This window comes from Peribacillus simplex (genome assembly GCF_030123325.1).
In the GTDB taxonomy this organism is placed as follows: Bacteria; Bacillota; Bacilli; order Bacillales; family DSM-1321; genus Peribacillus; species Peribacillus simplex_D.
In genome coordinates, this window is sequence record NZ_CP126106.1 from 1982660 (window position 1) to 2008964 (window position 26305).

Genomic DNA, 26305 nt, shown 5'->3' on the forward strand with positions numbered 1-26305 from the left:
ATATTCAGTAAATTTAAAAAATGACATTTTACCTTATTAGGGAAACAAGAGTGAAATGTTAATAATTGAAGGGCGGTAATCCTATGAGAAAACCTTTAGAGGGTATTAAAGTTTTAGAATTAGGTAACTTTGTAGCAGCTCCATTTGCTGGGAAGATTTTTGGTGAATTTGGTGCTGAAGTGATCAAGGTTGAGGATCCTAATAAAGGGGATTCTTTACGAAATTGGCGAGTGATGCATAACGGAACGTCCCTGTGGTGGTACGTGCATGCAAGAAATAAAAAATCTATAACTCTTAACCTTCGTGAAGAAGAGGGGCAGGAGATGGTTCGGGAGTTAGCAAAGGATGCAGATGTAATTATTGAAAATTTCCGTCCAGGAACGTTGGAGAAATGGGGAATTGGCTATGAAGATATTAAGAAAATTAATCCCAGTATCATAATGACAAGGATTTCTGGTTATGGTCAAACAGGTCCTTACCGAAATAAAGTAGGATTTGGCAGCGTTGCCGAATCAATGGGTGGTCTCCGATACCTGACAGGATTTCCTGATCGTCCCCCAGTTCGAGTTGGTTTAGCAGTTGGAGATTCCATAGCAGGTTTATATGCAGTGAATGGTACGTTAATGGCATTAAGAGCGAGGGATAACGATCCATTAAAAAGAGGACAATATGTGGATGTGGCTCTAACTGAAGCGGTATTTTCTTTGCTGGAAGGCGTACTGCCAGAATACGATTTAAAAGGAATAATAAAAGAAAGAACAGGTGCTACATTGGAAGGAATCGCTCCTTCAAATACCTATATATGTGCAGATGGAAAATATATCGTCATTGCAGCAAATAGCGATAGCATTTTCAAAAGATTTGCGCATGCGATAGGGCGACCAGAATTTTCGGAAAATCCGACTTATTTAACCAATAATGGCAGAGCTGAAAATGCGGAATATCTAGATCAAGTTATTGAAGAGTGGACTAGGAAACACTCACAAAAAGAAGTGCAAAAAATATTAGACGAGGCTGGTGTGCCGGTTGGGCCTATTTATAATATTGAAGATATTGTAATGGATGAACACTATCAAGCACGTGATATGCTTCAGACGGTCACTTTGCCGGATGGGGAGCAGGTACTAGTTCCAGGAATTGTACCAAAACTATCAGAAACTCCAGGTAGCATTGAATGGATTGGTCCTGAACTGGGACAACATAACGACGAAGTCCTTGGGGAAAAAAAATTGAATCAGCAAAAATAGTGCACTTTATTTTTGCTAGATATATCATAAAATTTCATGCCTGTCTGTCGGCCTATAGAGGTAGAAAGGGAATGAATACCTTTAAACTATAAGGGGTTATAATGCTCTTATTCTGACCTGAAAAAAAAGAGATGGTTACAGTGGATTTCCGGGTGATTTTTGAAAGCGGTACCAATAACGAACCTTGGGGAGGAAGTTTATGTTATCTATTTTAGGATTTGCAATGATTTGTACCTTCTTATTTTTGATCATGTCAAAACGTATATCTCCGTTTATTGGCCTAACAATTGTACCTATCATTTTTGGTTTAATCGGAGGGTTTGGACCAGAATTAGGGACATTGATAATGGAAGGTATTCAAAATGTTGCGCCTACCGCTATTCTTTTGTTATTTGCCATTTTGTATTTTGGTGTCATGGTAGATACAGGGTTATTTGATCCCTTAACCTCAAAAATTATTCAGTTAGCTAAAGGAGATCCACTAAAGATTACCGTAGGAACTGCTGTGTTAGCGGGAATAATAGGGTTTGATGGTGATGGATCCACGACGATGATGATTGTTGTAACAGCTTTCCTTCCTCTATATAAAAAAATGGGGATCAGTCCTATCATATTGGCCTCCATTACAATCATGCAAATTGGTATCACAACACTTGTTCCTTGGGGAGGACCTGCTGGCCGTGTAGCGAGTGTGTTAAATCTTAATCCAACTGAATTATATCTTCAAATGTTGCCAGGAATGCTTGCAAGTTTGCTGTATGTTATTGCCGTTGCTTATTTTATCGGTTTGAAAGAAAGAACTAGATACAAAAAGATAAATACAGAATCTTTATCATTACCTGAAGCAAGTATAATAGATGCTGCAATTGAAAGCGCTACAATAGAAAATATCTCACCAAAAAACACAAACATTAAGCGTCCTAAATTAATTTGGATCAATTTCCTTTTATCAATCGTTATTATGATTGCCATTGTACTAGAATGGTTACCTGCTTACGTACTCTTTATCATTGGTACCGCTCTAGGACTGCTCATTAATTATCCAGTCTTAAATGATCAACGAGATCGAGTCGCCGCTCATGCACCCAATGCAATAGCAGTGGTTACCATGGTTTTTGCTGCTGGGATTTTCTCGGGAATTTTCAAAGGTACTCCAATCTCTGAATCTATGGCACAATCGATTGTTTCCATTATCCCTACAGACCTTGGTCCATATATGGCTTTAATTACTGCGGTTGTTAGTGCACCTGCCATCTTCTTGATTGGTCCTGATGGATTTTACTTCGGGATTCTGCCAGTCCTGGCTGAAACTGCTTCTACTTACGCCATTGATACTTTATCAATTGGAACAGCTGCATTATACGGAACCCCTTTTGGTATTATGGGTCCACTAGTAGCATCAGTTTATTTATTGATTCACATAACTGGAATCAGCCTAGGTGACCTTCATAAATATGCAGCAAAATGGTCTTTAGGGATTTTTCTTATTTATATCATTGTAGGAGTGATATTAGGGACAATCTCTTTCTAAAAATGAATACTTAACAAAATCATTGGAGAGAAGGAAGACAAACTCCATTGGTGGCTGTTAATAGTTAGGTGGAGACATATTAGGGAACAAGCCGTGGAAGTTGTATGCAGAGGCCAGATTTAAGATTTCTATTCTATATTAATAGTGTTTAAGAAAGGTTCCGAATAGTGGTTGCTTTGGTTTTATTCTGGAATAATTAACATATTTTAAAAGGAGGAATGAATAATGATTCATAAATTTAAAGGACACTACCCCAATGTACATCCAAGCGCATATATAGCCCCGGGAGCACAGTTAATTGGAAACATAGAACTTAAGGAAGATACGTCTGTTTGGTTCAATGCCGTTTTAAGAGGAGATAATGAGAAAATAACGATAGGAAAAGGATCGAATATTCAAGATGGTGCAATAGTTCACGTGGATCCAGGTTTTCCAATTAAAGTCGGAGAAAATGTTACTGTCGGACATAACGTGGTTCTACATGGCTGTACTTTAGAAGATGGGGCATTAATTGGTATGGGTGCAACAATTTTAAATGGGGCAGTAATCGGAGAAGGCACTCTAATCGCAGCGGGGGCACTAGTTCCAGAAGGAAAGATAATTGAACCGGGTGTTTTAGTAGCCGGAGTTCCCGCCAAGGTCATCAGAAAACTTACACCAGAAAACATAGAGCGGGCAAAAGAAGGAGCATCCCAGTATATCAAAAATGGCGCTCTATATAAAGAAGAGAACATAAGCGAAAAAGAGGAATCATTTAAATAATTTGCATGCACTGTACGTAAAAAGTGAGAAGGCAGACTGTCCGCAAGATTGGACGAGTCTGCTTAAATATTAATAAAACGGTAGAAAGGTTTGAATTGAAAAAGCCAAAAAAACTTGCTGTATATTTATTTGAAGAGCCTTTTGAATGGGTGTTTAAGGAAACATTTGCCGTTGATTCCTACTTCCAAGTGTGATCAAAGTGCCAGTCAGTTGTAATTGGTTCCCGGTATAAAATATGAGCGCACCCCCATTGTGACGATAAATTTTTCTTCTAATATATATCATAATAGATATAATGGAGGTAGGTTATGTACAAAAATAAATTGTCTGAGAAAAACATAAAACAATTATTTAAGGCTATCCTTTCATTACAGACACAAGAAGAGTGTATGGCTTTTTTTGATGATTTGTGCACAATGAATGAAATAAAAGCTTTTACCCAAAGACTAGAAGTTGCTAGAATGCTTCAGGATGGCTTTACATACGAAGGTATTGAGGCAGAAACTGGTGCCGCATCAGCTACTATATCAAGAGTTAATAAACTATTGAATTATGGGAGTAATGGTGGTTATCAGATGTCGTTAGATCGCATGGATAATACTAAAAAATTGTAAGAGTTTCGGCAGTTGGGGACTGATATTTTGGGTCTAGATCATTCTTTAATTTTTCTGATAAAATATCAATATAATATAGAGGAAACTCGTCAATAAATAGCTTTTCGATTTCTTTTAAAACATACAACACTTGGGATTGTAATATACAGTCTCTTTTTTTGTTTGAAAAAGTGTCATAGCTTAGATAAGGTAACGCTTGTCCAAACACTTGCATAAAATATAAATAAGGCGTGAGGAAGCACCTGACGTCACCTTAGACTGACTATAGTCAGTCTTTTTTTCGGAAGAAAACTTACCCAATACTTAAAAGAATAGATAACATTTTTAAATATTATAAAAACAAGGAATTCTTCCACATGAACCACTCGATTCCCGGTATGTAATTGTATGTATGTATCGTTGGTCAAAATAATTTGGCTTGTTTAAAAATCGAAAGAGTATGTGGATTTATAGAATTGTTGGTTTATTAGATGTTTAGTAGAGTTCAATGTTATTTTACTGAAAAATTGAGTCACTTAAAATTCTGAATATTCAAAAGATATTGTTGACATTAATAATGATGGCTTGTAATATTTCATTAAAGGAATATATAAGGATATATTCCGAATGTTACCAACTTCATTGTGTAAGAATATAAGAGGAGGAACAGAAAATGACTTAAAGAGGGCGTTGAAATGAAGAGAATTTGTAGGTTTGTCACCGAAAACTTTCAGGATACATTCCCCATTATGTATAGTCCTTAGTGCTAGTAATCGAAGATAATCTTAATAAGTCGAAGACACCCCTTCAGTAAGTAGAGTAGATATGCTAGTACCGTGAAATGGAAAATCGGCTGAAATTAAACCAATAGTAAAAGGAAGGTGAAACTATGGCGGATAATTACACCAAGCAGGATTCATTTACACAGGACAAACTCCAAAACACGTTAAAGAACCGGCACGTAACAATGATAGCACTCGGTGGCATCATCGGAGCCGGGCTCTTCGTTGGAAGTGGTGCGGTCATCAATTCAACAGGGCCGGCGGCTGTTATCAGTTATACTTTGTCAGGAATTCTCATGCTTTTAATCATGCGCATGATAGGTGAAATGGCAGTGGCACAACCATCTGTCGGTTCAATTTCCGAATATGCACGGTCAGGATTGGGGAATTGGGCTGGATTTAGTGTTGGCTGGCTCTATTGGTATATGTGGGTGATCGTGGCTGCAATTGAGGCTGTAGCTGGTGCAGGAATACTTGTGAATTATTTTCCGGATATTCCACCTTGGATATTGTGCTTGGTATTATTAGTGGTGCTCACTTTGACCAACCTTTACTCGGTGCGTTCATTCGCTGAAACTGAGTTTTGGTTCGCATCTATTAAGATATTCGCGATAACCTTCTTCATTGTCTTTGGAGCCATATATACTCTTGGGCTATGGCCTGGTGAATCACCCGGTCTCTCGAACCTGTATACAGCAGGCGGCTTCTTTCCAAATGGGATCGTTGCAGCTCTAGTGGGAAGCGTTACTGTACTTTTCTCGATGGGAGGGGCAGAAATTGCCACCATTGCAGCTGCAGAGTCCGATCAGCCGGCAAAATATGCGGCGAAAGCTACCAATCAAGTCATGTATCGAATCTTATTCTTTTATATCCTCTCTGTCTTCTTCATCGTTGCAATCGTGCCATGGAATTTCGAGTTTGCTGGCATTGCTATTCAAAGCCCGTTTGCGATTGCACTAGAACGATTAGGTATTCCTTTCGCTTCTTCGCTAATGCAAGTAGTCGTTCTTACCGCAGTACTCAGTTCGCTTAATTCTTGTCTGTACATTACGTCTAGAAGTTTATTTACCTTAACCAGACAGGGAGACGCACCAAAATTTCTCATCAAACTTAATAAAAGGGGCGTTCCGGTCAGGGCAATACTGGCAGGGACGGTCTTTGGATATGTAGGCGTTGTTTTAAACTACTTTTTTCCACGGACAGTTTTTTTATTTTTAATCAATTCCGCTGGGGCAATTAGCCTATTCTACTATTTGGTGCTCGCTTTCGCTCAAATCCGTCTGCGACGAAGGTTAGAACAGGAAGCTCCTGAGAAATTAAAGTTGAAAATGTGGTTATTTCCCTATCTGTCTTATGTAGCCATTATCTGGATGTTCGTAGTGCTTATAGCAATGGCATGGATTCCTGGTACACGTTCGCAACTTCTTCTCAGTTTAGCGAGTTTCGGTGTGATTCTTGTAGCCTATTTAGTACGGTCTTGGTACAGTAAACGGAAAAATGGGCAGATTGCTGAAGAGAGTGAGGACTATGCCGATGCTACTGTAGGTGAGTGAAAACGTTAATTTTTATGTTGTGGGAAATCCCCAAGAATAAATCTTGGGAGGACATTATTTAATTAGGTAATAAAATAATGAACTGGAGGTATTGGATGTTATGACAGGACTGGGAGAAGTTAAAAATTCAGGGATTAAGAGATTTAGAAAGTTCAAAACAGATCAGTATTATCCTTCAACGTTGGGAAAGCCGGAGCATCATATTGTAAACGAGTTTAGCATGGCAGTAAGGGCAGGAAACAGAATCTTCTTAAGAGGGCAAACTGGTTTTGATTTAGACGGTAATTTTCATGGGATTGGAGATGTGGTGAAACAAGCTGATCAGGCATGTAAGTGCGTTAGGCAGCTTATTGAAGAAGCGGGCGGTTCAGTCTATGATATTTGTAAGATTACCGTGTACTTGCTTGATCGGGAAGATCGAAGTAAAGTTTATCCCGTAATAGCCGAACATTTTAAAGATGTTTATCCTTGCAGTACTGGTCTAATAGTAAGTGGTTTTGCTATGCCGGAAATGCTAATGGAGATAGATGTTGAAGCTATGATTAGTGAAGGAAGAATTGAAAATTAATAGGTATCGCTATCAATGAATGAAATCAGTCAGAACGCAAACCCTTGAAACGTAAGGGTTTGCGTTTTTTTATATTGTGTAATGGATGTAACCTTTAGGGGGAGGGGACCATACTTGTGAGAACTACAATAAAAGTGTGTGAATTTCTTGTTATGAAAAGGCAGAATAACACGAAAGTGAAAATATTAGAATTCGAAAAAGAATAAGACTTACAAAAAGTAACTACCCCTCAAAGCTTAATTCGCATTAATTAATTTTAGTAGGCATACGAAAATTAAAAATTCTTTTATCTAGAGGCACAGTTTTTGTAATTCGATATATTAATAGGAAGAAATACGTCATTATAAGCGTAAATAGATGTATGTGCTGTTAAAAAGTTTGTTAGCAAAGTAATTAAGATAGCAATTTTCCCTTATTGGAAAAAATAACTTCATTGTTAAATTATTGTTATTGAATTATAATTTTCTTGAAACATATGAAATGTTATGAATAGGAGAAAAGTATGAAAAAACTGTGGACCATTTTACTTTCATTTACGTTGTTAATTAGCTTATTCCCGCAATTAGCGATGGCAGCACCAAGCAAAAATTTTGAGCAAGAACTCACAAAGTATTTAAAGGAGGTAAGCCTTGTTAGAGGTTTTGAAGTGACGAAGGATGATATTGAAACGTCTCTTTCTTTTTACGATGAGAGTATTGAAAACTTTGAATCTATTGATGATCTTAAAGATGCCTTGGGCGAAGTTATTAAAGCGGATTTAAGTAATTTAGATGTCATTTATGAAGATTATAATCTAACTAATGAGAGCCTAATTAAACTATTGCATGAAAATGGCGAAGAACTTGACGATTATATTTTTATCTGGGACCTCGATGAGGCTGTTTATTTCTATGCAGAAGAGGGCGATTTTGAACGCGATCCAAACTTTGACAAAGAATTTGTCAATTATTTAGCCAAGGTTAGCAAAGAAAGAGGCTTCGAAGTAACAAAAGAAGATATCGAAGCGTCATTGGAACTCTATGATCTTAGCACGGAAGAATTCGAATCTGTCGCTGAGCTTAGCGAATTCTTAGGTGACGTGATAAAGGCAGACCTAAGCAACTTAGATTATTTTAATGAGAATTATGGATTGGATAAACAAGCGTTGCTTCAAATGTTGGAAGAAAATGGTGAAGATATTAACGATTATATTTACATAGATAATCTTGAAGAAACTGTTTGGAACCTTACTGGTGGGGGAATAGATGGTGAAGTTGCCGAAGATTTCCTTCCTATTTTCGAGGAAGAACTCGGTTTAACGGAAGAAGAATTACAGCGGCTTGAAGACCACTTAATGTCTTTGGAAGACCATCTTTCCAATCCGGAAACAGTCAAGCGACTTGAAGAATTGGGCAACCGCATGATGGCTTTCGAGGAATTTGATGTAGCAACCGAGCTTACAGCTGAACAGATAGCTGAAATGGCATCAATCTATGAAGAATTACTTTCCATCTTTAAGCTGAATGTATCCTATTCCCTTGTGAAAAGTGGCTCGGAATCCCCTGTAACCCTTTTGGATTTAATGAAATTGGAAGAACTGAAAGGTGCTAACCTGAAAATAGAGATATACTCTACTGACGGAAAGTTCCTGGCTGATCTTTTAATAACAGGTGATATGGTAGATTCCGACACACTTACCAATGCAGGCGGACAAATAAAGGAATCTGCTAAAGAGGTGCAAAAGACCATTGAAAAGGCACCAGTTGCTAAACCAGTAAAACAAAAGATCAGCACTCATACTAATTCGGAACATCAAACTGTAAAAGGGGCTAAACTACCAAATACCGCTTCCGATTATATCCCTAATGCCCTTTTAGGACTATGCATTGTCTTGTTCGGAAGCTTGATGTATCGAAAAATCAGGAAAGCTTAATATGAAACAATTAAAGAAAAGGCGGTTGCTTCTGCTTTCTTGCACAATTGCCATCATTTTATTTGGGGTTTGGTTTTCCACATCCAATATGTATAAGTTTGCAAAAGGCTACTTTCTTTACAAGACTCATACTCCAAGCAGCCAAGTGAATGAAACTGTTCAGAAGCCACCAAGTAGTGAACCAATAAGTAAAAAAACAACAAAGAAAGAGCTATATCCTGTCCGCCCTAAAACGGGTGAAGAAATCGGGGAACTGTATATACCCAAACTAAAAGCCAAACTCCCTATTTTCCATGGCACAAACGAGGATGAATTGGAAAAAGGCGTTGGTCACTTCGCAGGAAGTGTACTACCAGGTGAAAAAGACAATTCCGTTCTTTCCGGTCATAGAGATACGGTATTCCGTAAACTCGGGCAAGTTGGCGAAGGAGATTTGTTGATTGTAAGAACATCGGCAGGCGAGTTCACATACAAAGTCAACAAAGTTCGAATTGTGGATAAGGATGATCGCACCGTTATCGTACCAAAGCCACGGGCAACGCTAACAGTCAGTACCTGTTATCCCTTTGATTATATCGGGGCGGCACCTGAACGCTATATACTTGTCGCTTATTTGTCTTCAAAAAAGGTAAGTTCTTAATAAGCAACTTTTTATGTTCTAAAAAAAGAGTCCCGATAATGAACTGCACCCCAATTGTTAGACACCATCTAACAATTGGAGGTGCTTTTTTTATGACAAAATATTCATTAGAGTTGAAATTAAAAGCTGTCCTTGTTTATTTAGAAGGAATGGACTCATTTAGAACTGTAGCCAATCAATTTAATATCAGTTTGACTCCTTTAAAGCAATGGGTGGCGCATTATAAAGAACATGGGATAGATGGGCTAATGTCTACCTATACAAATTATGATATTAGCTTTAAGATGGATGTACTAAACTATATGAACGATTTTGGAGTGTCTAGTACCCATGCAGCTGCTGTGTATAACATTGCTTCTCCTTCTACCATTACTAATTGGCTAAAGCAATTGGAGGAGTACGGAGTTGACGCTCTTGAAACGAAGAAAAAGGGGCGTCCATCCATGAAAAAAGAAACGAAGAAAAAACCAGTAGAAGGGTCATTAGAGGCGTTACAGGCTGAAAATGAAAGATTACGTGCAGAGAATGCATATTTAAAAAAGTTGAGAGCCTTAGTTCAAGAAAGCGAAGCGTCCGAACGCAAAAAGCGAAAGTAGTACATGAGCTAAGGGGAGATTTTAATTTAAAGCTACTTCTGTCCGTCGCAAATCTGGCAAGGAGTACCTATTATTATTGGATAAACGCCTTCGGGCGTCAGGATAAATACGAAGAAATAAAGCCAGTTATTCAGGAGATATTTCATACGAATAAAGGGAGATATGGGTATCGACGCATTACATTGGAATTACGTAATAGAGGGATTTCAATGAACCATAAAACGGTCCTTCGATTGATGAAGGAGTTGGGACTAAAGTGTCTGGTCCGTATGAAGAAATACCGTTCATACAAAGGCAAGATTGGAAAGGTTGCGCCTAATATCCTCAATCGTAATTTTAAGGCAACAAAGCCAAATCAAAAATGGGTTACGGACGTAACTGAATTTCATTTACACGGTGAGAAGTTGTATTTATCGCCCATTCTAGATTTATTTAATGGAGAGATCATTGCTTACAATATCGAATCACGTCCTGTTTATCCCTTAGTCTCCAAGATGCTAGACCAAGCCTTTATGCGATTGGAATCGAAAGATTCCCCCGTTCTCCATTCAGATCAGGGCTGGCATTACCAGATGAAACAATACTCACATGATTTGAAAAGACATAACATTATACAAAGCATGTCCCGCAAAGGAAATTGTTTAGACAATGCCGTCATAGAAAACTTCTTTGGCTTACTGAAATCGGAATTACTTTATTTACAGAAGTTCGACAGCATGGAGCATTTCAAAAAAGAACTGGAAGATTATATCCATTATTACAATCACCGACGAATCAAAGTAAAACTAAAAGGCATGAGCCCAGTAGATTACCGGGTTCATGCCCTCAAGGTTGCCTAATTAAATAAAGTGTCTAACTTTTTGGGTTCACTTCATATCGGGACTCTTTTAATTTCCAATTCTTCTTATATGAGACGAGATTATTTCACATTATTATATTGTTAAGCTATCCTTATTGCTCAAAGTGCTCGATGTAGCGGATTTTAATATTTTATGATGGTAAATATAAGAGCCGGCTATCAATATATATCCGATAATGAAAAGCAGCCATCCACTGGCAGGGTCGCCCACTGATATGCTTGAATACATAGCACCCGTCAAATCAAATACAAAACCGGCATAAGCCCATTCCTTAATTCTCGGAAAACCTGGAATGAGTATTGCCGCGACACCTAATAATTTGGCTATTCCAATGAAGGGCAGAAGGTAGGTTGGATAACCTAAATGATCAAATAAAGCGACTGCATCGGGAACAGACATTATATCCGGAATAGAACCCAAAACCATTAGTGCCACCAAAAGCCCTGTGAAAATCCAATATATAATTTTTATTTTTTTCATTTATTCAAATTCCCTCCCTTAGGTTGACATTTTAATCATATTCCGCTTTCCTTTTTTTAATGCACTCTATATTATTGAACTTCAACAGTCATGGCGCGATTCTTTAATAAGAATCGCGCCACGACTGTAGGCAAACTCGAAGAAAAGCGAGTTTGCCTACAGTTTTTTTCTTGAAAAATATTCTGATAATTTCAACAATCCGATCCCAAGAGTAAATGTGCGAAATCATGTGTGCAGCACGAATTCACGAGTAAATAAGCTGAATTCACGAGTAAAAGGCCAAAACTCACGAGTAAAAGGGCCAAACTTACGAGTAAATGGTGCGAAATCACGAGTAAACGCGAGAAATCATGGGTGCAGCCCGAACTCACGAGTAAACTGGGCGAAATCCCAAGTAACTGTGCAAAATCATGGGTGCAGCACGAACAAAATGTATATCGATAGGGGGATATGCTTTGATCAGTCTTCCCTGTTGCAGCACTTGTAGGTATGGCTTTATCTTATAAAAATGTTTATTGCCTTAAAAGAATTGATAAAGGAGACGCATATGCCGACACAGGAAATCGTGATGAGTGAATACATTAACTTTAAGTCATTCAATATAATAATTCCCGCAATTACTATGAGTGAATCAATAATAAAAATAATGATTCCAGGATTAGTTGCTGTGGTTTTAGCGATTAATAGTGCCAGTAAATCCACTCCACCGGGGCTAATATGTTGTCTCAGCATAAAACCAACACCAATCCCAATCGTCATTCCACCGATAATGGCACTCGTTATGATCGGTAGATGAACCAAACCGTTTAGTGGTGTTAGCCAATCAATAATGGTTGAAGTAAAAGCTAACCCAAGGATGGCATTGAAGAAATAAGACTTGTCGTATAGAAGAGATACAAGGTATATGGGAATGTTGATCATGATCATGGTATGTCCAACCTGGATTCCCCAAACATATTTGATTAACAAACTTATTCCGAATATCCCGCCATTTATTAGATGAATGGGGACAATGAACAGATTAAGACCTACTCCAATGCAAAAACTTGAAAAAAGCAGAGTAACGAACTTTTTCATAAAAACATTCCCCTTGTCCAAATCATTATCTTAAAATATATGAGAGGAATGTAAATATATACTTAGTATAATGAAAGTACCATTGCAATTTGTGTATTGTTTGCTTTGCTCCCCAAATGATGTTCTGAAATTTAAATGGATGCCGTCACCTTGAGCACATGAATTAATTTGGCAAAAAAAAAGAGACACTCATAAAAAGTGTCTCTTTTTTTTGCCTTAATGGGGCAAGTCAGTTTTATAAGAATTTTTTATACCTTGGAAAATAGGTTGAATTTAGCCTTGTTTATTCAAGCTCTTTTTTTTGATAGGCGATTTGTAATGGTATCTTCTTGAGGTGAAGTTTGCCGTATATAAAAGGCCAGTATGAATGCAACTATGGTCAATCCTGTTGCAATCATGAATGCATCATCCACTCCCATTACGCTACCTTGTTTAATGGCCATGGCCATTTGTGATGTATTATCTGGTGATATGTTTCTTTGAGATAAGATTTCCTGAACATGCTTCGTTCCCTGGTTTGTCATGATGGAAACAAAGAATGCCATGCCAACAGCACCTGCTACCATTCTCAATGTATTGACCATTGCTGTTCCATATTTATTTAGGCTAAGTGCCAATTCATTTAATCCAGCAGTGAAGATGGGCATCATCAGTATCGACATTCCGAACATTCTAATAGTATATACCCACACCACATAAGAATAGGACGTATCTGTTTCAAGCCGCGTTAAAAGATAGGTTGTAATGATAGTGATGGCAAGTCCGCTCACCGCAAGCCATCTCGCACCAAATCGATCGAACAGCTTACCTGTGATAGGAGACATGATCCCCATTAAAATCCCGCCAGGCAATAGCATGAGACCGGATTCCATCGGGGTAAACCCCCGGATATTCTGCATATAGATTGGCATGATGATCATTCCAGAGAACATACCCATAGTTGCGATGATGTTGATAACCGTCGTTAAAGTGAACATCCGATACCGAAAAATTCTAAATTCCAAAATAGGATGGGATACAGTAAATTGCCTCCAGACAAATAAAACTAAACTGATTCCCCCAACAAGGAACATCGTCAGTACTTCGGGACTGTCCCATCCCTTGGTACCGCCTGTAGCGAATCCATATAGAACTCCGCCAAATCCGATAGTGGAAAGAATTACACCCATTTTATCGAGTTTAGGCCGACTCGTTTTCCCTACTTTTTTGATGATGAAAATGGCAAAGATGAAGTCAAGCAATGCAAATGGGAAAATGACAAAAAACAGAACCCGCCAAGAGTAGTTTTGTATAATCCATCCTGATAACGTCGGTCCTACAGCAGGGGCAAAATTCATCGCGATACCAAATATGCCCATTGCGAAACCGCGTCTGTTAGGTGGAAATATAGTGAAAATCACATTTGTGATCAAAGGGAATAAAATCCCCGCCCCGGCGGCTTGAACCACACGTCCAATCAATAAGACGGAGAAGCTGGGGGCAATTCCACATAGGAAAGTTCCTAAAGCGAAAAGTCCCATCGAAGCAAGATATAGTTGCCTTGTATTGAAACGTTCCATTAAGAAAGCAGTGATAGGGATGACGATCCCATTGACCAATAGGAAGATTGTAGTAAGCCAGTTAGCTGTTGCAGCTGAGATTTCAAAGTGATTCATTAATTGAGGCAATGCTATATTAATTAAAGTCTGATTTAAGAAAGCGACTAGAGCCCCAGCCAGCATCACCGCAAACATGGGACCCGTACGAATTTTAGTGATGGCTGTTTTGTCGTGATTCATTATTATGGCACGTCCTTTCCGCTAGGATAGTACGTATTGTACTGTCTGCTAGTTTTTAAAATTATAGAAGTTAAAGCGACTTCACTAAGTTTATAAGTGAACCAACCTATATTTTCCAATGATATACCCCATCTTAAGGAGATTAACCTCAATTCACGGCTTTTGGAGGTGTTTATTCTTCATTAGCAACTTACTTGACAATAACCAGGATATATTCTCTTTTTTAGGAAATCCCCCAGTTTAACATCCATTCTACAGGTATACCATACTTCGAACAATAATCACCAATCTAATACTTAATACGTATCAGAAAAATTGTTTCCTTTAGTATAAATACTTTAACATTCTATCATTCGTATTCACTAAATAATAGTTAATTGATAAAAAGGTGTGATGGGCAATAAAATCACGCCTTTTCCGTATGTTGAGAATTAATGTTTTTTAAATATTCAAAATAATCATTGCAATCAATGTACTGTTTAATTATAATACAAAGCATAACAAATAAAAAGTCTTTATGAGGAGGTGAAATAATTGAACATTGCAGGGATGAATATCACTTTTAGGCATTTCCCTTTTCATTATTTTTTGGATTGCATGGATCACCTTGAGATTAAAAGCATTGAATTATGGGGTGGGGAGCCACATCTATATGTTTATCGCAACATACTAGAAAATATAAGAAGTTTGAGAAGGGAAATTAAGTCCAGAAATATGAAAATCATCTGCTATACTCCAGAGCAATGTATCTATCCTTATAACATTGCATCCTCGGATGCTCATTGGCGAAAAAAAAGCATTGAATATTTTATGGACAATCTTTACGCCGCGCTGGAGTTAGACACAAACATGATGCTTATCACTTCTGGAATAGGGGACTTTTCCGTCTCACAAGAGGAATCATGGAAGTATGCGAGTGACTCAATCTTTCAATTAACCAAAGTAGCTGAGATGGAAGGTTTGATTCTTGCTTTAGAGCCATTAACAAAATATGAATCCAATCTGGTAATAGACTCTATAGGGTTAAAGAAAATGTTAGAGGAAATCCAGTCTTCCTCATTAAAAGGAATGATCGATACAGTTTCGATGCATCTGGCAGGTGAAACCCCTGATGAGTACTTTTCCTTCCTTCCCGAATTAAGCCATTTTCACCTAATGGATGGAGATGGTCAATCAGATTCGCATCTGGCACTAGATGATGGGGTTTTAAATTGGAGAGAATACTTAACAAGCCTTAAAGATCATCGTTATAAAGGAAGTTGTACTCTAGAGATTATGGGATCAAATTATTATCAAAATCCAAGGGTTGCAATCATGAAATCTATTGAAAAAGTAAGGGAATTGGGAATTTAATCTAATTTGGAGGAACTCTTTATGAGTAATGGCACACTTACAAGAAAACTGGGTTTTTGGTCTGCTCTGGCTATTGCTGTTGGAACTACTATAGGGTCGGGTATTTTTGTCTCATCAGGTGATGTTGCAAGGGCTGCGGGTACTCCTTCCATTTCTATTCTAGCCTGGATAATAGGCGGGGTGATTGCCATACCGCAAGTAATGGTGCTGGCAGAGTTATCGACGGCATACCCCCAAAATGGAAGCGGTTACGTTTATTTAAATAAAGCTGGATGGAGGCCTTTGGCATTTTTATATGGATGGGCCACTTTCTGGGCTTTGGATCCTCCATCAATATCGATTATGGCATTAGCGATTGTTTCTTATTTAGCAACCTTTTTCCCATTTTTCTCAGGAGTGGCCGGGAAATTATTGGGTATTGCGATCATCCTGCTCATCACATCGATTCATTATCGAAGTGTGAAAGAGGGAGGTCTTTTCCAAGTCATGATCACGGCTATCAAAATCATTCCTTTCCTGATTGTCATTGTCCTGGGAATCATGTATATGAACCCTGGTAACTTTACTTATACTCCAGGACCTGGTACCCAAAATTCAAGTTTAATAGGTGGTGTATCTGCAACCACATGGGCATATACGGGGATGGCCGCGATTTGTTTCATGGCTGGGGAGTTCAAAAATCCAGGGAAAATACTTCCGCGGGCTCTTATTAGTTCGGTATTCATCGTGTTGGCTTTATATACGCTGCTAGCCGTTTGTGTCATAGGCTTGATGCCATTTGAAGAATTAATGAACTCCAATGCGGCAGTTTCTGAAGCTGTTAAATATATTCCGGGATTATCTGATATTGCCTCATCATTTGTGGCCATTACGGCGATTATTGTTATCTTGGGTTCGCTGAGCTCTTGCATAATGTTTCAGCCCCGCCTTGAGTATGCAATGGCAAAGGACGGACTATTCTTTCAACGCTTTGCAAGAGTCCATCCTAAATATGAAACTCCAAGTTTCTCCATCATCGTTCAGGTTACGTATGCATGTATTCTTGTGTGCTTTAGTAATTTAACGGTGTTACTAGGCTATTTCACACTGATCCAATTGATTATTAACATTATGGACTTTGCCGCTGTTTATAAATGTCGTAAAAGGGATGATTATAACCCAATCTATCGTATGCCAATGTGGAGATTAACGACGGTTTTAGCTATTCTTGGAGCATCATGGCTGGCCTGGGGAACATTTACTTGGGCGCCAATTCAAGGAGTGATTGCAGCGTTGATCGTTATCGCAACAGGTCTGCCGGTTTACTATTATTGGGAAAGGAAATATGGATCAAAGAAAAATAACGACAGCGATATCGTCGCTTAGCAGAATGCTAAGGGAAGTTAGGCCTCTTCGATGAACGCCCTAAAAATTTAAAATAAAACAATTGTGAATTTTATTATGTTTGAATATAATACAAGACATAACAAATAAATGAAGATACAGGGAGGAATATATTGATGCTAAAGTTTGATGAGGGGTTATTTCTTGATCTTGTAGAAAAAGAGGGCCTTGCTTTTAGAGGTCAGATTGAAGAAATCGTAGATGGAATCACAAAAAGGGGCTACAGCAATATTTTCCTGATCGGGGCTGGTGGCACCATAGCCATGATGTATCCATATGAATACATTTTAAAATCAAATTCTACCATTGATGTCCATGCAGAAATTGCTGCTGAGTTCATGGTCATGAATCATAAGCATTTCAGCAAAGATTCAGTCTGTATTTTTACATCTGTATCTGGGACAACTCAAGAAACAGTTGCAGCGGCTGAGTATTGTAAAGCAAAAGGGGCTACTACAATCGCTTTAGTTGCAGAGCCAAATACCCCGTTAACACAAATTGCGGATTACTGTATAACGACAGGTTCTGAAACGCACTCTTTTGATACTTTCTTTATGCTTTTGTACATGTTCGTCTTCCGTTTCATGTATAACAATAATGAATTCCCACAATATGAACAATTCACGAAGGAGGTTTCTCTACTTCCACGTGCAATTCTGGATGCCGTTAAATCTTTTGATAAAAAAGCAGAGGAATTTGCCATTACTCATAAAGACACGGATTACCACATGATGGTCGGTTCTGGTAACCTATGGGGAAACACTTATTCATATGCGATGTGCATTTTAGAGGAAATGCAATGGATCCAAGCGAAATCCATCCACGCGGCAGAGTTTTTCCATGGTACGCTTGAACTTGTTGTTGAAGATACAAGTGTTATTTTACTAAAGGGAGAAGACGAAACAAGACCGCTGATGGACCGTGTAGAGAGATTTGTAGAAAAAATCTCAAAAAATATAACGGTTATTGATACCAAAAACTTTGATATGGAAGGCATCAGCGAAGAATTTAGAAAGCACTTTTCTGTTAGTATTAACTGGGCAGTATTAAGTCGAATCAGCGTTTACCTTGAGCGTGAAAGAAATCATCCATTAACACTTAGAAGATACTATCGACAAATGGAATATTAAGATATGTAGAGCATTACTTAGTAGTGCTCCAGACTGTATCTTAAAAAAAGTTCCAACAGATCAAAAAAAACATTCCAGTTGATTGGAGCGGGTGTGCGAGACTCCTGCGGGAAATACGTGCCCAAGGGAGACCCCACAGGCGCACAGAGCGCCAAAGGAGGCCCCCTTTCCGCCGACTGTCTGCCAAGCCTCATCAAAGCATGAGCCAATGTGGTCTTGGCTAGCCAGTTATTCGGCAGGAGTGTCGCAAATCTCTACAATTCAGAGGGTGTTTCGTTTCATTCTTAAAATCAAGTAAAAAAACATGAAGGATTCATTTGACGTCAAAATGGAGCACTACTTAAGTAGTGCTCATTTCTTAAGTTCAAAGAAAGCGGGGGAAAATGATGAGAACGGTTTCAGTCGGAGATAACTGTATGGATGTCTATCAAAAGAGCGGGGAGGTCTATCCTGGCGGTAATCCTTTAAATGTGGCTGTCTATTTAAAAGGGTTAGGTGCTGAATCTGCTTATATTGGCTGGGTGGGTTCCGATCAATATAGTGAAAAAATGGTTCAAGCGATTCTGGGAAAAGGCGTTGATATAACTCATCTTTCGAGGAAAGAAGGAAAAACAGCGGTTACTTTTGTTGAAATGGTAGGAAGTGACCGGAGGTTTGGAGAATACGACGAAGGTGTCATGGAACATTTCTGTTTAACGACGGAAGAACTCCAATACATTCAAACATTTCAGCTCATACATTCAGGGATTTGGGGACATGCGGATAAGTACTATTCCTTTTTTAAAGAAAAAGGAATGCTCACGTCTTTTGATTTCTCAGATCAGCTTGATCACGATTTAGTGAAGACTTTGCCGCAGTTTGTTGATTATCCTTTTTTTTCTTATACGAAGGATGATGCCTTTATCCGCCAATTTCTAGAGGATGTAAAAAATCAAGGATCTAAAATTGCGGTCGCCACTTTAGGTGAAAATGGTTCACTTGCTTATGACGGTATTCAATTTTATCAATGCGGTGTCGTTGAAGCGAAAGTGGTGGACACTATGGGGGCGGGGGATTCCTTCATTTCTGGTTTCATTTATGGAATATTGAATGGCAAATCTATCGGCAATTGCTTGGAATTGGGAACAGAGTCTGCTGCGAAAACAATTAGATATTTCGGTGCGTGGTGACTGGGACTGGATATAATGTATAATAGATAGTAAATAATAAATTTTGACGGATAAGGATGAATATAATATGAATTTAAATCCTTCAACCCCCCAGCCATTATATATGCAAATAAGGCAAATGTTGAAGAATGATATTCAGAACGGTAAATATAAACCAGATGAACAGATCCCAACCGAAGCGGAGCTTTGTGAAACTTATAGCGTTAGTCGCATTACCATACGAAAAGCAATAGAGGAATTGGTGAAGGAAGGAACGCTGACACGTATTCCGCGCAGAGGTACCTTTGTTGCATCTAATAAGTTCCATAATGAATTGTTATCGATAAGTGGATTCTCGGAGTTTAGTCATCAGCTTGGGATGATACCTAATTCCCGGATTTTAAGAAGTGAGGTCATACCAGCGCCAAAAGATGTTGCAGGTCATCTCCTCATTGAAGAAGGTAGCCCCGTTCTCGAACTTGAGAGACTCATGTATGTGAATGATCGTCCGCTTTTCTACGATACCGCTCATTATTCGTTAATTCGTTTTCCGGATTTAGAAAAGAAGATTGCAAGGGATGAATCAACTTATAAAATCCTTATGGAAGATTACCATACAGAAATAGTCAGTAACGATAAAATTATAGACGTGATTGGTGCTACAAAAAACTATGCTAAATTTTTAGAATGTGATATTGGCGCCAATTTATTTAGAATATTAAAGACCGCCTTCGATGCAAACGACCGGCCTGTGCATCTTTCAACGTTCATGTGCGAAACCAACAAGGTCAATCTGACTGTTCATCGGGCAAAATAGGTCATGCCAAATTATTGGCATGACCTATTTTTGTGTATTACTCCTTCAACTCTCATCATCCAATTCTTCTTCATTGATCAATGCATATAAAATATCATTACAATTAATACATAAGATTTTTTTGTTATCTAACAGAATACCGTTTAGAAATCCAGCAGTACAATATACTTTACGTGCACAGCGAACACAAGTGCCAACTAGTTCGTCCATTGATACATCCCCTTATTCAGGAATCGGATATTGTTTGGTTTTCTATTTTGAATAAAGGTAAAGGCCAAAATCTTGCATAACGGAAGTGTGCCCCATTTGCCGCAACATGGTAGCAATATTGCCACGATGATATGATCCGTGAGTGACAACGTGTAATACCGATTCGGAAATGGAAGTTTCAAGCAACCCAGCATATGGGTTATCCACGACAATTACCTTATCCGTATCCTCTGTACTCAGTATTGCTTTGTTTCTGTCGTATAAATCTACAAATATTTTTTTCATTTCCTCAATACTTTTCTTTTCAACCTCTTCTCTTGATTGATTGGAACATGCCATTGCTTCATCCATACTTTTACCCGAGATAATGTCAAACCACGCATAATCTGTGAGATAAATGTGAGACAACACTTTTGAAACCGACGAAAAACCACTCTGAATTTCCTTATGGTAAATGTGCTGCGGAAGTTCATTTAACCGATCGATGATGACTCCGTTTGCCCACGAGTGATAGTTATACATTTCTAATACTGGCTCGGGATGATTCATTAAAAAACCCCCATATACACTAGTTTTTTCGTATTCAACAATTTATGCAGTAAAAACAAAAAAATACACGAATGTATAATTATTAATATGCTGTTCTCTTATATATAACAATTCCCCCTAACCGTTCGTCCGCTCATCGCGAGTTTCCAATGTATAAAAAAGAGGATTTTGAGATAATACGGACTACTTATCACTCTGATTAGAAAAATGAATAGTTAGTGGAGGTCACATTAGAGTATTTTTTCTTGCAGGAAAACAGCTCCTTATATCGAAATGATAGTAAAGGAGATGGTATTTTTATGAATCTGAGGATCAAATATAGGCTTTATATCCATGTAGACGGAAAACTTATTCCAGAACAGTATGACCGATACGAGATACTAAATGTCAGGGAAGGTATAGATCCAAATGATACTAAGGATTACCAAGAGCTTATTAGTAAATTGAGTAAGTCGATTAATCGACCACTAAGTGAATTTGAAATAAAAAACTATGAAACAATGTAAGTGCAGTTAGTATTCTAAAATTTTCTCCTTCATTAGAATGAAAATCAAAATATAAAAGTGAAAATATTTAAAGAGAACTAGTTTCAGTCTCATTTTTCTTCTTTACTAGTTTAAAATGTTGTAGGAATCTGAGTGAGCACCGCCTGATGTATCTCTAAAAATAAAGACGGTGGTATAGACTTGCTCCGGTAGAGGACAGGGGACACAGACATGATTGAAGTGCATGATATATAACGCCAATTAAGCGCTCCATTTTCTTGGAGCGCTTAATTGGCGTTTACTCATTAAAATCAGATATCCGTCGGAAATATTGTTTAAGGCTTATTTATTGAGAGAAATTGTTTCTGATTTTTTGAATGGTCGTTGAAGCGCTTCATCCGAATGGGCTGGCAGTTATATTTGTGAACAAAAAACCTCCTTATTGACCTTGACTTTGTAATATTTATTTCATATTATATTTTATAATGAAATGTTTATTTTAATAATTAGAAAATTCACTATGGGTACAACCGGAGGTGAATGAGAAGCTTGGAATGATGGTTGGTGGAAGCAATTTCAAAGTGTATGCCTTATCATCTTTTATCTTCTTATGGTCGGGCTGGACCTGGCATTTAATAGAAGTTTGATTAAATTGTAAAAAATATCTTCTATTATTTATCAATCCTTTCGCATGAAAGAAATCTATAAAAAGGGGAAATTAATTATGATACTACACGAGAAGAATTCATTGTCAGAAAAAACGAAAAAATCAGCTGATTTATTTGAAAAAGCTTGTGAAGTGATTCCGGGCGGTGTCACAGCACATATTAAATACTTTCCGCCACATCCCTTAATGATGGAAAAAGGAAAAGGCAGTAAGTTATATGATGTAGATGGCAATGAATATATCGATTATTTATTATGTTATGGAGCTCTTATATCAGGTCATGGTCATCAACAAGTATTTGATGCTGTGACAAAACAAATGTTAGAGTCTGGAACTACCATATTCGGTACGCCTCACAAGATGGAAACAACAATGGCGGAAAAATTAGTAGGGTTATATCCTGGGATTGAAATGGTACGTTATACGAATTCGGGCTTAGAAGCTACACTTCTTGCAATTCGTACGGCGGTGGCTTATACCGGAAAACCGAAATTGGCAAAGTTTGAAGGACATTATCATGGAGGATATGATCAAGTATTAGTGAGTGTTAACCCTGATATGGAACAGGCAGGTAACGCAACAGCTCCTAAAGCGGTAGGAGAATCAAGAGGAATACCAGATTACTATATTGAAAATACCGTCATTCTTCCATTCAATGATTTAGAATCTACCGAGAAGATTTTACGTGCCCATGCACATGAATTAGCAGGTGTTATTTTAGAGCCAATTCAAGGAGGGTTCATACCTGCTGAACAAGAATTCATGGAAGGACTTCGTAGAATAACAGAAGAACTTAATATAGTGCTTATTTTCGATGAAGTAAAAACAGGATTCAGGATATCAATTGGGGGAGCTCAAAAAGTATATGGCATTAAACCGGATATCACTACCTTAGGAAAAGTTCTGGGCGGCGGATTCCCAGTAGGGGCCATTGGAGGTAAAAAAGAAATAATGATGATTACCTCTGCTAGAGGCGGACGAGATATTTTAACAGCTGGAGCAGATAATGCAGATAAACAAAATCCGTTATATCATAGTGGAACATACAATGGTCATCCGACCATATTGGCTGCCGGTTTAGCAACTATTGACTTATTGGAACAAGAAGGAACAATGGAAGATTTGTTTGCTAAGACGCAATCTTTACGTAAGGAACTTGAGAATGTGTATAAAAAACACGGCTTAAACATGCAAACAGTCGGTATGGGCAGTATCTTTAACATTATCTTAGCCGAAGGCCCGATTAAAAATTATCGTGATATGGGCAGGGCAAATACGAAGTTAAGAAAAGAGATTGACTATGAGTTATTAAAATTAGGTATTTATACAAAGCCGCTAAATCGTTATTCGATGTCTGTTGTACACACGGAGGAAGATATTCTTCGAACTGTGGAAGCGCATGACGAAGCCATTGGGCGGATCCTGAAATAATTCAGCTTAACTGAGTGTCAGATGGAAAGCAAAAGGCCCGATCAAAGCGATTTTAATTGATCTGGCCTTTTTTAATTCCACCATGGCACTTGCAATTAACTTGACAAAAAAGGATGAAAAAACCTATTGTTAAATTATAATCCTTCACAAAAAGGAACTAGATACTCCTACAATACATAAATATAATTAAAGGGGCGCTCTTTTTAATGTCAAACGTCTATCAAAACATCGCTGGACAAATAGGGGAAATGAGCAAGTCCCACGTGAAAATAGCTACATATATTTTAGAGAATCAAACGACCGTTCCTTTCTTTACAGTTGGGAAATTAGCAAAAATGGCAGGCGTCAGTGATGCCACTGTTGTACGGTTTGCAACCTCGCTTGGCTATTCAGGCTATCCAGAGATGCAGCAGTATATGCAGAATTCCGTTAAGCAGCAGCTGACAACGACAGAACGACTGAAGATGTCACAAAAAGTATACAATAAAGAGTCTTCAGGGGTATACGAAGTTTTCCAAGATGACATCGCAAACATAAAATCCACTATGGAGAAATTGGATGAAGATGCATTCCATGAAGCAGTGAAATGCTTATTACAAGCGAGACGAGTATATGTTATCGCAAACCGCAGTGCCACTTCCCTAGGCGTGTTTTTGGAATATTATCTTCAAATTGTTTTAAATAATGTGGAACTTCTGCAGTCATTGGAGAATTCATCGGAAAAGTTATATAATTTAGGTGAAAAAGATGTAGTGATTGGCGTCAGTTTTGCACGATATACGAAAAGCACAATTCAAATGTTTTCGTTTGCAAAGGAAAAAAATGCGACAACAATTGCCATTACTGATAATTTACTCTCACCGCTTATTCCTCATGCGGACATTCCGTTGACAGCATCCAGTCAGATGCCCAGCTTCATTGACTCTTTCGTTGCACCATTAAGCTTGATTAATGCTTTGATCATGTTTGTCGGAAAAGAGAAGCAGGAAGATATACACGATCGATTAGAAGTTTTGGAAGACATCTGGAGTCATTTTGATGTTTTTCAAAGAAAGAAAATGCAATAGAAAAAAAGCCTTACTCTTCCAATGTGGAAGAGTAAGGCTATTTAATTTATCACATAATGATATTCCGCCATAGCTTATTTCAATGGAGGCAAATTACTGGATCGTTTACTTTTCTCGTCTGCGCTACTGATTTCCTTTTTTCCGAAAAAATGAGTCAACACAATGATTACCCCGGTTAGTAATAGTGTTGAATATAGTTGGCTTCTTGTAGAATCGATAAAAGCCATGGAAATTAAAATGATGGAAATCCCCAGGATCGTCGCATATGTCAAATATGGGAACAACCACATCTTCACTTTCAGAGCATCAGGATTCTCTTTTTCCAATCTATTTCTCATCCTTAACTGAGAAATGGAAATAACCAAATAAACTAGCAAGATAATCGCTCCTGAAGAGTTAACCAGAAAGAGAAAAACCAATTCAGGCGAAACATAACTCATCACTACAGCAATATAAGAAAATATGGTAGCTGCAAAAACAGCTCTGGCAGGTACGCCATTTTTATTCAACTTACTAAAATATTGTGGGGCATCCCCTTTTTTTGCTAAAGAGAAAAGCATTCGGGATGTTGTATACAATCCAGCATTTAGACATGATAAAACAGCAGTTAGTACGATGAAATTCATGAGGTGAGCTGCAAAAGGAATGCCTAGGTTTTCTAAAACGGCAACAAATGGACTTTGTAATACATTGGCAGAATTCCATGGAAGTAATGTCACAACTACGGCTATTGATCCTACATAAAAGATCAAGACACGCCAAATTGTACTATTAATGGCTTTAGAGACGGACTTAACAGGATCCTTTGATTCAGCTGCTGCAATGGTCGCTACTTCTGTACCGGCAAAAGAGAAAAATACAGTGATGACTCCAACGAAGACGGAACTTACACCATTAGGGAAAAAACCCCCGTTTTGTACAAGGTTAGATATTCCAACCGTCGATTCTCCTGAAAATCCGAATATATAAGATACTCCTAAAATTAAAAAGGCGATGATGCTCGCTACTTTAATCATGGCAAACCAATATTCAAATTCTCCAAAGGATTTCACTGAATAGATATTTGTTAAAGTCAAAGCGATTGTCAAGGCCAAAGCAAGAAACCATAAAGGAATACCTGGGTACCACATATTGATGATGGCTGCACCTGCAATGGCTTCAATGGCAATAACGACAACCCATTGAAACCAATAAAGCCACCCAACCGTAGTACCTGCCCAAGGGCCAATTGCGTCCCGGGCATATTCTGAAAATGAACCACTTGATGGATTGGAAGTGGCCATTTCACCAAGGCTCTTCATAATCAAGAACACTAATACACCGGCAATTACATAAGAGACCAAGATGCCAGGCCCGACCTTATGTATGGCAGCGCCACTACCTACAAAAAGACCTGCACCAATGACGCCTCCGATTGCAATCATTGACATGTGACGAGAACTGAGTGATTGTTCTAAATCATTCTGTTGTTTTTTCATGTAAGACCTCCCCGAAAAATGTTGTGTAAAAGCTTACAATTACCCTACCGAAACTGGATTGATTATAGTTTACACAATTTTTAGATTTTTTGAAATAAAAAATTCAAAATTATATACAAAAAGAAATAATCATTGCTTAATTAAATGAAATAAAATATTATTAAATTAAACACAGATTTCTAAAAAATCTGATAATTTTCATTTGCAG

23 protein-coding genes are annotated in these 26305 nt (G+C 38.0%); 17 read left to right on the forward strand and 6 right to left on the reverse strand.

Annotation, left to right across the window (positions count from 1 at the left end):
- The first annotated feature begins 83 nt into the window (after nucleotides 1–83).
- The 9 genes from QNH43_RS09525 to QNH43_RS09565 all read left to right on the forward strand — a co-directional run bounded on the left by QNH43_RS09525 (nucleotide 84) and on the right by QNH43_RS09565 (nucleotide 11023).
- Nucleotides 84–1247 (forward strand): CaiB/BaiF CoA transferase family protein, encoded by a 1164-nt coding sequence (locus QNH43_RS09525; RefSeq protein ID WP_283917622.1) that lies wholly within the window; start codon nucleotides 84–86, stop codon nucleotides 1245–1247.
- 199 nt (nucleotides 1248–1446) lie between these two features.
- A complete protein-coding gene (locus QNH43_RS09530) occupies nucleotides 1447–2778 on the forward strand; it encodes a CitMHS family transporter (RefSeq protein ID WP_283917623.1) in 1332 nt (443 codons plus the stop codon).
- Nucleotides 2779–3003: 225 nt separating this feature from the next.
- On the forward strand, nucleotides 3004–3540 hold the full coding sequence (locus QNH43_RS09535) for a gamma carbonic anhydrase family protein (RefSeq protein WP_283917624.1): 537 nt from the start codon (nucleotides 3004–3006) through the stop codon (nucleotides 3538–3540).
- Nucleotides 3541–3848: 308 nt separating this feature from the next.
- On the forward strand, nucleotides 3849–4154 hold the full coding sequence (locus tag QNH43_RS09540) for a YerC/YecD family TrpR-related protein (protein WP_283917625.1): 306 nt from the start codon (nucleotides 3849–3851) through the stop codon (nucleotides 4152–4154).
- A gap of 868 nt (nucleotides 4155–5022) precedes the next feature.
- Nucleotides 5023–6468 carry an amino acid permease gene (locus QNH43_RS09545; protein ID WP_283917626.1) on the forward strand — a complete coding sequence of 482 codons (1446 nt, stop codon included), beginning with the start codon at nucleotides 5023–5025 and terminating at the stop codon, nucleotides 6466–6468.
- 100 nt (nucleotides 6469–6568) lie between these two features.
- The gene (locus tag QNH43_RS09550; RefSeq protein ID WP_283917627.1) at nucleotides 6569–7036 is read left to right on the forward strand and encodes a RidA family protein; all 468 of its coding nucleotides are present in this window, start codon (nucleotides 6569–6571) and stop codon (nucleotides 7034–7036) included.
- Between the two features lie 502 nt (nucleotides 7037–7538).
- A complete protein-coding gene (locus QNH43_RS09555; protein ID WP_283917628.1) occupies nucleotides 7539–8948 on the forward strand; it encodes a processed acidic surface protein in 1410 nt (469 codons plus the stop codon).
- A 1-nt stretch (nucleotide 8949) separates the two neighbouring features.
- Nucleotides 8950–9588, forward strand: a complete 639-nt coding sequence (locus tag QNH43_RS09560; protein WP_283917629.1) for a class D sortase — start codon at nucleotides 8950–8952, stop codon at nucleotides 9586–9588.
- A 92-nt stretch (nucleotides 9589–9680) separates the two neighbouring features.
- Nucleotides 9681–11023, forward strand: a protein-coding gene (locus QNH43_RS09565) for an IS3 family transposase (protein ID WP_283917481.1) whose coding sequence is annotated in 2 segments (ribosomal slippage) — nucleotides 9681–10122 and nucleotides 10122–11023 — 1344 coding nt in all. Because the reading frame shifts where the segments join, the coding sequence is not laid out codon by codon here.
- A 93-nt stretch (nucleotides 11024–11116) separates the two neighbouring features.
- On the opposite strand, the gene QNH43_RS09570 is transcribed toward QNH43_RS09565, so the two are convergent.
- The 3 genes from QNH43_RS09570 to QNH43_RS09580 all read right to left on the reverse strand — a co-directional run bounded on the left by QNH43_RS09570 (nucleotide 11117) and on the right by QNH43_RS09580 (nucleotide 14379).
- Nucleotides 11117–11524: a DoxX family protein gene (locus QNH43_RS09570; protein ID WP_076368684.1), complete on the reverse strand. Its 408-nt coding sequence runs from the start codon at nucleotides 11522–11524 to the stop codon at nucleotides 11117–11119.
- A gap of 495 nt (nucleotides 11525–12019) precedes the next feature.
- Nucleotides 12020–12601, reverse strand: coding sequence for a YitT family protein (locus QNH43_RS09575; protein WP_283917630.1), 582 nt, complete (start codon nucleotides 12599–12601; stop codon nucleotides 12020–12022).
- 287 nt (nucleotides 12602–12888) lie between these two features.
- The gene (locus QNH43_RS09580) at nucleotides 12889–14379 is read right to left on the reverse strand and encodes a DHA2 family efflux MFS transporter permease subunit (RefSeq protein WP_283917631.1); all 1491 of its coding nucleotides are present in this window, start codon (nucleotides 14377–14379) and stop codon (nucleotides 12889–12891) included.
- Between the two features lie 534 nt (nucleotides 14380–14913).
- Here QNH43_RS09580 and QNH43_RS09585 point away from each other — a divergent pair.
- The 5 genes from QNH43_RS09585 (at nucleotide 14914) to QNH43_RS09605 (ending at nucleotide 20210) form a co-directional block, all read left to right on the forward strand.
- Nucleotides 14914–15732 (forward strand): TIM barrel protein, encoded by an 819-nt coding sequence (locus QNH43_RS09585; RefSeq protein WP_283917632.1) that lies wholly within the window; start codon nucleotides 14914–14916, stop codon nucleotides 15730–15732.
- Nucleotides 15733–15753: 21 nt separating this feature from the next.
- On the forward strand, nucleotides 15754–17097 hold the full coding sequence (locus QNH43_RS09590; protein ID WP_283917633.1) for an amino acid permease: 1344 nt from the start codon (nucleotides 15754–15756) through the stop codon (nucleotides 17095–17097).
- 134 nt (nucleotides 17098–17231) lie between these two features.
- On the forward strand, nucleotides 17232–18245 hold the full coding sequence (locus tag QNH43_RS09595; RefSeq protein WP_283917634.1) for an SIS domain-containing protein: 1014 nt from the start codon (nucleotides 17232–17234) through the stop codon (nucleotides 18243–18245).
- A 386-nt stretch (nucleotides 18246–18631) separates the two neighbouring features.
- Nucleotides 18632–19414 (forward strand): fructoselysine 6-kinase, encoded by a 783-nt coding sequence (gene frlD, locus QNH43_RS09600; RefSeq protein WP_283917635.1) that lies wholly within the window; start codon nucleotides 18632–18634, stop codon nucleotides 19412–19414.
- 67 nt (nucleotides 19415–19481) lie between these two features.
- Nucleotides 19482–20210: a GntR family transcriptional regulator gene (locus QNH43_RS09605; protein ID WP_076368691.1), complete on the forward strand. Its 729-nt coding sequence runs from the start codon at nucleotides 19482–19484 to the stop codon at nucleotides 20208–20210.
- Nucleotides 20211–20255: 45 nt separating this feature from the next.
- Here the strand turns inward: QNH43_RS09605 and QNH43_RS09610 are convergent, their stop codons facing one another.
- On the reverse strand, nucleotides 20256–20420 hold the full coding sequence (locus QNH43_RS09610; protein WP_283917636.1) for a hypothetical protein: 165 nt from the start codon (nucleotides 20418–20420) through the stop codon (nucleotides 20256–20258).
- A gap of 42 nt (nucleotides 20421–20462) precedes the next feature.
- Nucleotides 20463–20969, reverse strand: coding sequence for a DinB family protein (locus tag QNH43_RS09615; protein ID WP_283917637.1), 507 nt, complete (start codon nucleotides 20967–20969; stop codon nucleotides 20463–20465).
- A 299-nt stretch (nucleotides 20970–21268) separates the two neighbouring features.
- On the opposite strand from QNH43_RS09615, the gene QNH43_RS09620 reads away from it, so the two are divergent.
- The 3 genes from QNH43_RS09620 to QNH43_RS09630 all read left to right on the forward strand — a co-directional run bounded on the left by QNH43_RS09620 (nucleotide 21269) and on the right by QNH43_RS09630 (nucleotide 24619).
- Nucleotides 21269–21475, forward strand: coding sequence for a hypothetical protein (locus tag QNH43_RS09620; RefSeq protein WP_076368693.1), 207 nt, complete (start codon nucleotides 21269–21271; stop codon nucleotides 21473–21475).
- Nucleotides 21476–22178: 703 nt separating this feature from the next.
- The gene (locus tag QNH43_RS09625) at nucleotides 22179–23552 is read left to right on the forward strand and encodes an aspartate aminotransferase family protein (protein WP_283917638.1); all 1374 of its coding nucleotides are present in this window, start codon (nucleotides 22179–22181) and stop codon (nucleotides 23550–23552) included.
- 206 nt (nucleotides 23553–23758) lie between these two features.
- Nucleotides 23759–24619 carry a MurR/RpiR family transcriptional regulator gene (locus QNH43_RS09630; RefSeq protein ID WP_283917639.1) on the forward strand — a complete coding sequence of 287 codons (861 nt, stop codon included), beginning with the start codon at nucleotides 23759–23761 and terminating at the stop codon, nucleotides 24617–24619.
- Between the two features lie 74 nt (nucleotides 24620–24693).
- Here the strand turns inward: QNH43_RS09630 and QNH43_RS09635 are convergent, their stop codons facing one another.
- Nucleotides 24694–26097, reverse strand: a complete 1404-nt coding sequence (locus QNH43_RS09635; RefSeq protein WP_283917640.1) for an amino acid permease — start codon at nucleotides 26095–26097, stop codon at nucleotides 24694–24696.
- Between the last annotated feature and the right edge of the window lie 208 nt (nucleotides 26098–26305).

Excerpts from the sequence above, each read along its gene's own strand:
- QNH43_RS09525 (WP_283917622.1), top strand. The coding sequence starts at position 84 with ATGAGAAAACCTTTAGAGGGTATTAAAGTTTTAGAATTAGGTAACTTT.
- QNH43_RS09530 (WP_283917623.1), top strand. The coding sequence starts at position 1,447 with ATGTTATCTATTTTAGGATTTGCAATGATTTGTACCTTCTTATTTTTG.
- QNH43_RS09535 (WP_283917624.1), top strand. The coding sequence starts at position 3,004 with ATGATTCATAAATTTAAAGGACACTACCCCAATGTACATCCAAGCGCA.
- QNH43_RS09540 (WP_283917625.1), top strand. The coding sequence starts at position 3,849 with ATGTACAAAAATAAATTGTCTGAGAAAAACATAAAACAATTATTTAAG.
- QNH43_RS09545 (WP_283917626.1), top strand. The coding sequence starts at position 5,023 with ATGGCGGATAATTACACCAAGCAGGATTCATTTACACAGGACAAACTC.
- QNH43_RS09550 (WP_283917627.1), top strand. The coding sequence starts at position 6,569 with ATGACAGGACTGGGAGAAGTTAAAAATTCAGGGATTAAGAGATTTAGA.
- QNH43_RS09555 (WP_283917628.1), top strand. The coding sequence starts at position 7,539 with ATGAAAAAACTGTGGACCATTTTACTTTCATTTACGTTGTTAATTAGC.
- QNH43_RS09560 (WP_283917629.1), top strand. The coding sequence starts at position 8,950 with ATGAAACAATTAAAGAAAAGGCGGTTGCTTCTGCTTTCTTGCACAATT.
- QNH43_RS09570 (WP_076368684.1), bottom strand. The coding sequence starts at position 11,524 with ATGAAAAAAATAAAAATTATATATTGGATTTTCACAGGGCTTTTGGTG.
- QNH43_RS09575 (WP_283917630.1), bottom strand. The coding sequence starts at position 12,601 with ATGAAAAAGTTCGTTACTCTGCTTTTTTCAAGTTTTTGCATTGGAGTA.
- QNH43_RS09580 (WP_283917631.1), bottom strand. The coding sequence starts at position 14,379 with ATGAATCACGACAAAACAGCCATCACTAAAATTCGTACGGGTCCCATG.
- QNH43_RS09590 (WP_283917633.1), top strand. The coding sequence starts at position 15,754 with ATGAGTAATGGCACACTTACAAGAAAACTGGGTTTTTGGTCTGCTCTG.
- QNH43_RS09595 (WP_283917634.1), top strand. The coding sequence starts at position 17,232 with ATGCTAAAGTTTGATGAGGGGTTATTTCTTGATCTTGTAGAAAAAGAG.
- frlD (WP_283917635.1), top strand. The coding sequence starts at position 18,632 with ATGAGAACGGTTTCAGTCGGAGATAACTGTATGGATGTCTATCAAAAG.
- QNH43_RS09605 (WP_076368691.1), top strand. The coding sequence starts at position 19,482 with ATGAATTTAAATCCTTCAACCCCCCAGCCATTATATATGCAAATAAGG.
- QNH43_RS09610 (WP_283917636.1), bottom strand. The coding sequence starts at position 20,420 with ATGGACGAACTAGTTGGCACTTGTGTTCGCTGTGCACGTAAAGTATAT.
- QNH43_RS09615 (WP_283917637.1), bottom strand. The coding sequence starts at position 20,969 with ATGAATCATCCCGAGCCAGTATTAGAAATGTATAACTATCACTCGTGG.
- QNH43_RS09620 (WP_076368693.1), top strand. The coding sequence starts at position 21,269 with ATGAATCTGAGGATCAAATATAGGCTTTATATCCATGTAGACGGAAAA.
- QNH43_RS09625 (WP_283917638.1), top strand. The coding sequence starts at position 22,179 with ATGATACTACACGAGAAGAATTCATTGTCAGAAAAAACGAAAAAATCA.
- QNH43_RS09630 (WP_283917639.1), top strand. The coding sequence starts at position 23,759 with ATGTCAAACGTCTATCAAAACATCGCTGGACAAATAGGGGAAATGAGC.
- QNH43_RS09635 (WP_283917640.1), bottom strand. The coding sequence starts at position 26,097 with ATGAAAAAACAACAGAATGATTTAGAACAATCACTCAGTTCTCGTCAC.